Below are 8,539 nucleotides of genomic sequence, written 5' to 3'. Positions count from 1 at the left end.
TTGAGTCGTGGGAGTAGTCACCTGAGTTAATATAAAATAATTTATCTCTATCTAAATATTTATTACATTATTTGGACAATAATCGTTCCTGAAGACTGATAATGTTTGAGAGAAAGAGTATGGGTATGACCCAAGTACCTGCACGTTATCCTGCATCTGCCTTTGATATCTTCAACGTCTATTTCGAGCAGATCTACGATCCGACGATGCATGTACTCTTCACATTTGACGGCAGAATCGATGATGCTATCCTGAAGATCTCGACGAAGAGATTGATTTCATCAAACCCGTATCTTGGAACCGGATTTATCGAAGTGGATGGTATTTCCGTCTGGGAGGAGATCCCAAAAGATAGGTGGGAGGGGGCATTTGTACATGTGACGTCTGGAGATCCTCTTGGTTCATCATCTGATCGTATACCTCCACCGCTTGATGTCAGGTCAGGTCCTCAGGTGAGGGTCATTCTTACCCGGTGTAAAGAAGGTGACCACGTCTGCATCACCTGCCACCATGGATTCTGCGATGCAACCGGCGCGATGACGCTTGGAAAAGAGTTATTTGCAATATACCGGGGCATCATTGATGATCCGGATTATTTTCCCCCGGAGACTGGCACCTATGACCGGACTACCGATCGTATTCTTGCCCTCTATTCCAGTGAGGAGAGGAGGAGGGCTGTCAAAGAGGATGAACCCTTCATCGACCTCTGGCATTTTCCGGTTGAAGATATCGGGCGTGGTCAGCCAACGATCGCCTGGAGAACACTCTCCCCCGAGCGGCTTGAACTGATCAAGAGGTTTGGGAGAAGATATGATGCAACAGTGAACGATCTTCTGATTGCTGCCTTCTTCCTTGCTTTTAAGAAAGTGCGTGATGACCCCTCAGATAGTGGTAATCCCCGTTCAATCCTGACATCAGCGGATATGCGGAGATTATTGAAGGATCAGGAGGAGATTCCTCCGATGAACCTCTCTGTTGCATTTCTGGTCTCTCTCACAATTGTTGAGGAGGCGGGGCCTGAGGAAATTATTGCTCAGATAACTGCGGTTACGAACAGGCGAAAAACCGGCTGTCTTGGGCCTTCATGTATCACTTTTTACGAGGGTATTCTGGCAGGCGGGATGTCATCTGTGCGGGCGTTCTTTGATGAGATGATAAAGAGATATCAGTCTTCCGGACAGAAGAATCCTGTATTCTCGAATCTTGGTATCATCGATCCTAATGACTACCTGCCTGTTCCCGGAAAAGACGGTTGCCAACTCGATCTGATGAATTTTCAGTTTATCCCCTGTGTCTGCTGGCCATATGGATTCCTGGTGACGGCTTCCACCTTCAGGGGGCAGCTGACCCTCATGACAGCATATGAAGAAGGGCCATACTCAACTGTTACTGTTGAGCGGTTCCTGAAATATATGGATGAATTTCTGCCGTGATTCAAGTGAGTTTTGCCGATCAACCGGCTGAATTGCATTTAGATCGTTCTTATCACCTGTGTCGGGTACTCTTTCATCCGGAGATGCTGGAAGGTAGATGGAGAATAATTACTGCTTCTTCCCGACAATCACCGAGAAACCTCGTACCCTTTCTGCTATTGAAACCTCCGGGAACCCTGCATCTCTATAGAATGTAGTGACATCATCAATTGAGTAATATGTGACGGATCGGAGAAAACGCCCTTTTACATCATCATTCTGATATTTGCGTGCGATTGCTCCGTCCCGTTCAATGAAGCCAAGCACGAGTGTTCCGCTTGGTTTCAGGAGACGGTATGCCTCCTGAAAGACAGGGAATGGATCATCCAGAAAACAGATTACTGTCATCATCAGGATGGCATCACAGGTATTGTCGCGGAACGGTAGATGCTCGCCAACCCCGATTACAGTCTCAACCCCCCGTGCCCGTGCTCGTGCTGACAGTGCGAGTGATGGATCGATACCAATGGATATACCGAGAGGGGCTGCAAAACGGCCTGAACCAACGCCTATCTCCAGCCCCAGCCCATCTGTTGGCACTGCATCCCGGAGCATCGAGAGCTGGGCAGAATAGATATGGGGATGATCATCGAACCAGCGGTCATAATCACCTGCATTGTATTCAAAAGCCTGTCGCAATGGGTTCATTATATTTTCCTGTGGTTACATGGTATCATATGGTTGTACATAAATGCCTTTCTCTCAGGGAGGCTGCGGATATTCTGGGTGTTGGTGAATCAGCAAGCATCATTCAGATTCGCACCCGCTACCATGCACTTGTACGCAAATGGCACCCTGATATCTCAGAACATACTCCGGAGGAGACACACAATGAAATGGTCCGCCTGAATGAAGCATATGATGTACTGATTGAGTATTGTATGCGGTATGAAATATTTTTCTATCCTGATAATCCAAGCCCTGCGATGGGTAAAGATCCTGATGATGACTGGATGGACCGGTTCGGAGATGATCCGATCTGGGGGAACCAACGGTCTTCCTCGAATCGATAGAGAGAGTAATGGCGATCGCTTCTTATCAGCCTGACGCCATCTTCAGAGTAATGATTCCTATGCTGATAATCTACTCAGGTCTCTCCCCCGTTTGTTAATTTAACTATATTAACTCTGGGATCAAATGAATATGTTTATTTAATAAATTCGACATAGTTCTCGATATGAAACAGATGAAGAGCATTCTCATCACCCTGTTCCTTGTTTTTGCCGCAGTATTTCTCTGTGGGTGCACAGGCCAGGATGAACCTGTATCGCCAATAACCCCTTCGACGATTTCTGGTGTTGTCACTGTCTTCCATGCCGGAAGCCTCACTGCACCTTTTGAAGAGCTTGAGGCTGCGTTTGAAGCTGCCTATCCGGGTACTGATGTTCAGCTGGTGCCGGGTGGATCAACGAAGATGGTTAAAGAGATCACCGACCTTGATAAGAGTGCTGATGTACTCGCATCTGCAGATTATACACTTATTCCAAGTCTGATGATGCCTGATTATGCCGATTGGTATGTCACCTTTGCAAAGAACCGGATGGTCCTCTGCTATACTGATGATAGCTTATTCGCTGATGAGGTCAACGCTGATAACTGGTATACAATCCTGGAAAAATCCGATGTTGCGTGGGCATTTTCCGATCCGAATCTCGATCCCTGCGGTTATCGGTCACTGATGACCATTAAGCTCGCAGATGCCCATTATGGGGATAACACGATCTTTGACAGGCTTGTTTCTGCAAACTCTGCCATCACCGTCACCGAGGAGAAAGGAGTCTATACAATCCATGCGACCTCACCTGATCCGAAAGGCAACATTCAAATCCGTCCAAAGTCAGTGGAACTTGTTCAGATGCTTGAGAGCGGAGGTCTTGACTATGCATGGGAATATCGATCTGTAGCTGTTCAGAATAATCTGAAGTTTATCGAACTCCCAGAACCAATCGACCTCTCTGCAGTTCAGTATGCGTCCACCTATGCAACTGTTGTCGTTGATACGGCTGGCGGCAAGATGACTGCCGATCCTATCGTCTATGGTGCAACTGTACCAAAGAATGCGGAAAATCCTGAAGCAGGTCTTGTATTTATCCAGATGCTGATCGGTGAGATCGGGCAGGATGTCATGGATGGGCAGGGTCAGCCTCCGGTTGCTCCCGCAGGCGGATATGGCACTGTACCGGCAGCACTGAAGGCTCTCACAGCCTCCTCCTGATCACCTCTTTTTCCATTTTGGATACATTATGGCTCAGATATCTCTCATTCGTGACCGCTGTCTTATCTCTTTCTCCCTCCTTGGCGGGGTTATTCTGGGCCTCACAGTCCTTGCCCTCCTTAATATGACTGTGAAGGAACTTTCAGATATTCCCCATCTTCTGCGGGTTGCAACCGATACAAAGGTGATCGATTCGATCGTTCTTACGATGGCAGCCGGTGCAAATGCTATTCTTATTCTGATGATCTTTGGGATTCCACTGGCCTATCTGCTTGCAAGGGCAGATTTTAAAGGGAAGAGGATTATCGAGACGATCGTTGATATCCCTCTGATGCTTCCGCATACGGTAGCCGGTATCCTCGTGTATATTCTCTTCATGAAGCGGGGGTTGCTCGGAGCCCCCCTCTACACTATTGGCTTCCCATTTGAGGATGCCTACCCTGGTATTGTTGTTGCGATGCTCTTTGTGTCATCGCCGTATTTTATCAACTCTGCCAGAGAGGGATTTGAAAAGGTGCCGGTACACCTCGAGAATGTTGCACGAACACTCGGAGCAACAAGGCTTTCTGCCTTCCGGCATGTTGTACTCCCGCTCTCTGCACGGGAGATTTATAATGGGGCCATTCTTGCCTGGGGGAGAGCAATCGGCGAGTTTGCAGCAGTTATCATGATCGCCTACTATCCGATGGTGATCTCGACCTTAATCTACTACCGTTTCTCAACAAGTGGGATCAAAGAGAGCAGCACCATTGCTTTTGTCATGATCCTCGCGTGTTTTTCGGTGTTCCTGGTACTTCGGCACCTGTCACGCTTCATAGGGAGGCATGATGATCGAGTTTAGGCATCTCTTTCTCAGACTCGGGACCTTTGCATTGAAGGATGTATCCATCAGGATTGGGAAAGGGGACTATTACTTTATCATAGGACCTTCAGGTGCCGGAAAGACCGTGATCCTTGAAGCGATCTCAGGACTCCATCTACCTGATGAAGGGGAGATCCTTATGAATGGACGGGATGTCTCTCTTGTTCCTCCTGAAAAAAGGCGGATCGCTCTTGTGTATCAGGATTACTCACTCTTTCCGCATATGACTGTTGAAAAGAATATCGGGTTTGGCCTGCTGATGCAGAAAACAGATCCAAAGGAGATCAAAAGTCGCGTGGATGAACTCCTCGTCCAATTTAAGATTGAACACATCAGGATGAGATATCCGGGTACCCTGAGTGGCGGTGAACAACAGAGGGTGGCAATAGCACGGGCCCTTGCATCAGATCCCGAGGTACTTCTCCTGGATGAACCATTTGCAGCCCTTGATCCGATCACGCGTGAGCAGATGATAGCGGATCTTCTCAGAATTCACCGTGAGAATGACCTTACTGTCATACAGGTGACACATTCAAGGGAAGAGATCCAGCGGATGGCAACCCGCTGCGCTGTGATTATCGACGGCATCTGTGTTCAGGAGGGTGCTGTTGGTGCTGTCTTTGAGACCCCGGAGAATTCCGCTGTCGCACGGTTCATCGGAATGGAGAATATCATCCCAGGCTCTGTCTCTACCAATGAAAGTGGTCTTGTTTCGGTTGATGTCTCAGGAAAAAGTATCATTGCCGTCTCTGATGTCTCCTCCGGTTCACCTGTGGATGTCGTATTTCGTGCTGCCGATGTGACGATCTATCGTGGAGAAGGTGATGTCAGGACAGCACAGAACCATTTCAAGGCCCGGATTACTGCTCTTGTCCCGCTTGGAGGCCCCCTTACAGAAGTGTATCTGGATGCGGGCTTTCCGATTGTGGCGCTCGTCACCCGGCGTTTTGCAGAGGATCTTGATTTTATAACCGGGCTGGATGTCCTCATATCGATTAAAGCTAGCGCAATACGGGTGATTGAGAAGAGTCTATAATCCGATGATGCTCATGATAGCGTATGAGGAGAAACCGTAATCAATGATGTAAGATGCCGAAGCGGTTTCTCCAGTATATGGATGAGTGTCGGCCTTTTTATTGGTCTTATACTTTTGTTATTCCCGGTCCGGGTGTTCTCTTTCGAAGAATTAAAACCTATTTATCGAGGTATTGAAGATTGTAGTAATAGAAAAGGGGTTTTATCTTCCCTTCTGAAGTGCCGGATCAAGCCCTTTCCTTTTTCATATTACCGCCTATGGAGTCCTGCCCATTAAAAATTCATTTATAGACTCAATATAATCTTAATATATAAAAATAATTAAGAATAGAAACAATAATATGGTTGAAGTTACGAGAAACTCATACGTAACAGTCCAATCTCAAGATAATCTTCACGACCATAGAACCCCTTAAGAACTTGTACAGTAATCTCCGAAATGCTGTTTCTCGCAAGGAGGGATGCTGATAGAGTAAATGAGAGGAAGGTTATTTTAGAATATCCCGGAATCTGAACCGATGGCCAATAAAAGGGGATAGTTAGGAGATACCCCGCATGCCCGGTATGATTGCAGGTACGGTGTACCATTTGTATCAATCTCTTCAATAGCAGGTATATGACCCGAAAGAAATCATCACAACGGAAATCCCCTGAAGAAGCAGGTGATCCCAATCCTATTGTCTTAAGAGAGGGGGTTGATCCTACTGACTCACATTTCCCTATCGTGGGTATCGGTGCCTCCGCTGGAGGTCTTGCAGCTTTTGAGGCCTTCTTCTCAGGTATGCCTGCCGATTCTGATCCGGGAATGGCCTTTGTGCTGGTGCAGCATCTCGCCCCTGATCATAAAAGCATCCTCACCGACCTTATCGGGCGCTACACCAGAATGGAAGCCTTTGAGGTTGAGGATGGTATGGTTGTCCGCAAAAACTGCGCCTACATCATCCCGCCAAACCGCGATATGGCCTTTATAAATGGCACACTCCAACTGATGGAGCCCTCTGCACCCCGCGGCAAGCGCCTGCCGATCGACTTCTTCTTCCGATCCCTCGCAACAGATCAGCGTGACCATGCAATCGCAATCGTGCTTTCGGGCACCGGCAGCGATGGTACTCTCGGTGTGCGGGCAGTCAAGGGTGAAGGTGGTATGGTCATGGCTCAGACCCCCGAAACCACCGAGTACGATGGGATGCCACGCAATGCCATTGCTACCGGCCTTGTGGACTTTGTGCTGCCACCAGCTGAGATGCCCTCCAAGCTTATTGATTATGCCACCAGTGCGTTCAGCAAGCCCATTTCCGGTGCTGAATCTGCACCGGTGCCTGCGGTAGAGAACGCACTGAAGAAGATATTTATTCTGCTTCGCACCCAGGTAGGGCATGACTTCTCCAATTATAAACCGAGCACCATCAATCGGCGTATTGAGAGAAGGATGGCCATCCATCAGATCGAAAAGATTGATGAGTATCTCAAGTACCTTCAACAGACTCCGGTGGAGATGGAAGCACTCTTCCGTGACTTCTTAATTGGTGTGACCAGTTTCTTTCGTGATCCTGAAGCCTTCAAGGTGCTTGAGGAGCGGATCATTCCTGATATCTTCTCTGGCAAGAATGCAGATGCCACTATCCGTGTCTGGGTGGCAGGCTGCTCAACCGGAGAGGAGGCATATTCCATCGCCATTTTGATCCAGGAATTCATAGAAGAACAGAAGAAAGTATGCAATGTCCAGGTCTTTGCCACCGACATCGACAGTAATGCCATCGCCACTGCCCGGGTCGGTCTCTATCCGGACAGCATTGCAACCGACATCTCACCGAAGCGACTGGCGCACTTCTTTAATGCCGAGCCGGATGGCAGTGCCTACCGGATCAATAAAAAAATCCGTGATATGATGATCTTCTCCGAGCAGGACCTGATCAGGGATCCGCCCTTCTCTAAACTGGATCTGATCAGTTGCCGCAACCTGCTGATCTATATGGGCGAAGAACTGCAGAAGAAGCTTATTCCCCTCTTTCACTATGCACTGCTCCCTGGTGGTTCTCTTTTCCTGGGATCATCGGAGACTGTAGGGGATTTTGGCGACCTGTTTGAAGTATTGGATCGGAAAACAAAATTGTATCGGCGCAAGAAGGGCCTTCAAGGCATGCAACGCATAACCCTGGGCCGGCTTATGCCGTCAACAACAGCTGTTGATACACCATCAATACGTTCTCCCCAAAAAACCGTAACCCCCCAAAAATTGCCCCTGCGTGAACTAACCGAGCGGGCACTTCTGCAGCAGATCACCCCATCCGCTGCGCTTATTAAAGCGAATGGGGATATCCTCTATCTGCATGGCCGCACCGGCAAGTACCTGGAACCTGTCCAGGGTGAGGCCGGCGTCAACAACATCCTGAAGATGGCCCGCGAAGGGCTTCAGCGTGATCTGACCACAGCCCTGTACAAGGCCGTGAGGACTGAGGAGATCGTTCACCATTCCGGCCTGCGGGTCAGAACCAACGGTGACTTCGTCACTGTCAACCTGACTATCCGCCCGGTAACAGAGGAGACTGGCATCACTGATCCGAATCGAGATGCAGTAGTGTCAGAGGAGCACCTGTATCTGGCCATAATGGATGAAGTGAGGCCGGATGCCGCCCAGCCTGCTCCTTTTATCATAAATGATCCCGATAAGGAAACTGACTCGCGCATCATCTCACTCAAGCAGGAGATGCAGGCCAAGGAAGAGTATCTCCAGACCACCAGGGAGGAGCTCGAGACATCCAACGAGGAGCTCAAGACCTCAAATGAGGAGATGCAGTCGATCAACGAAGAATTCCAGTCCACCAATGAAGAACTTGAGACCTCAAAGGAGGAGTTGCAGTCAGTGAACGAGGAACTGGCAACGGTCAATGCCGAACTGCAGGTCAAGGTGGCCGATCTGATGCAGACCTCAAATGACATGAATAATCTGATAGC

At 48.6% G+C, this 8,539-nt stretch carries 7 protein-coding genes; 6 read left to right on the top strand and 1 reads right to left on the bottom strand.

What is annotated here, in order from left to right; genetic code table 11:
• The first annotated feature begins 125 nt into the window (after nucleotides 1–125).
• On the top strand, nucleotides 126–1,433 hold the full coding sequence (locus Q7V06_RS01010; RefSeq protein WP_304836758.1) for a condensation protein: 1,308 nt from the start codon (nucleotides 126–128) through the stop codon (nucleotides 1,431–1,433).
• 108 nt (nucleotides 1,434–1,541) lie between these two features.
• On the opposite strand, the gene Q7V06_RS01005 is transcribed toward Q7V06_RS01010, so the two are convergent.
• On the bottom strand, nucleotides 1,542–2,120 hold the full coding sequence (locus Q7V06_RS01005) for a class I SAM-dependent methyltransferase (RefSeq protein ID WP_304836755.1): 579 nt from the start codon (nucleotides 2,118–2,120) through the stop codon (nucleotides 1,542–1,544).
• A gap of 29 nt (nucleotides 2,121–2,149) precedes the next feature.
• Here Q7V06_RS01005 and Q7V06_RS01000 point away from each other — a divergent pair, with 29 nt between their 5' ends.
• The 5 genes from Q7V06_RS01000 to Q7V06_RS00980 all read left to right on the top strand — a co-directional run.
• Nucleotides 2,150–2,485 carry a J domain-containing protein gene (locus Q7V06_RS01000; protein ID WP_304836752.1) on the top strand — a complete coding sequence of 112 codons (336 nt, stop codon included), beginning with the start codon at nucleotides 2,150–2,152 and terminating at the stop codon, nucleotides 2,483–2,485.
• 164 nt (nucleotides 2,486–2,649) lie between these two features.
• The gene (gene wtpA / locus Q7V06_RS00995; RefSeq protein WP_304836750.1) at nucleotides 2,650–3,687 is read left to right on the top strand and encodes a tungstate ABC transporter substrate-binding protein WtpA; all 1,038 of its coding nucleotides are present in this window, start codon (nucleotides 2,650–2,652) and stop codon (nucleotides 3,685–3,687) included.
• Between the two features lie 28 nt (nucleotides 3,688–3,715).
• On the top strand, nucleotides 3,716–4,528 hold the full coding sequence (locus Q7V06_RS00990; protein WP_304836747.1) for an ABC transporter permease: 813 nt from the start codon (nucleotides 3,716–3,718) through the stop codon (nucleotides 4,526–4,528).
• Entirely contained in the window at nucleotides 4,512–5,585 is a 1,074-nt protein-coding gene (locus tag Q7V06_RS00985; RefSeq protein WP_304836744.1) for an ABC transporter ATP-binding protein, read from the top strand. Before Q7V06_RS00990 ends, Q7V06_RS00985 begins: the two co-directional genes overlap by 17 nt.
• 723 nt (nucleotides 5,586–6,308) lie before the next feature.
• A partial coding sequence (locus Q7V06_RS00980; RefSeq protein ID WP_304836741.1) for a chemotaxis protein CheB occupies nucleotides 6,309–8,539 on the top strand: 2,231 nt, incomplete at its 3' end.

The sequence above is a fragment of the Methanocalculus sp. genome (assembly GCF_030651615.1).
Classification (GTDB): domain Archaea; phylum Halobacteriota; class Methanomicrobia; order Methanomicrobiales; family Methanocorpusculaceae; genus Methanocalculus.
Note: the sequence above shows the minus strand (reverse complement) of the source record. Positions and strands in the feature narration are given on the sequence as shown.

Excerpts from the sequence above, each read along its gene's own strand:
- Q7V06_RS01010 (WP_304836758.1), top strand. The coding sequence starts at position 126 with ATGACCCAAGTACCTGCACGTTATCCTGCATCTGCCTTTGATATCTTC.
- Q7V06_RS01005 (WP_304836755.1), bottom strand. The coding sequence starts at position 2,120 with ATGAACCCATTGCGACAGGCTTTTGAATACAATGCAGGTGATTATGAC.
- Q7V06_RS01000 (WP_304836752.1), top strand. The coding sequence starts at position 2,150 with ATGGTTGTACATAAATGCCTTTCTCTCAGGGAGGCTGCGGATATTCTG.
- wtpA (WP_304836750.1), top strand. The coding sequence starts at position 2,650 with ATGAAACAGATGAAGAGCATTCTCATCACCCTGTTCCTTGTTTTTGCC.
- Q7V06_RS00990 (WP_304836747.1), top strand. The coding sequence starts at position 3,716 with ATGGCTCAGATATCTCTCATTCGTGACCGCTGTCTTATCTCTTTCTCC.
- Q7V06_RS00985 (WP_304836744.1), top strand. The coding sequence starts at position 4,512 with ATGATGATCGAGTTTAGGCATCTCTTTCTCAGACTCGGGACCTTTGCA.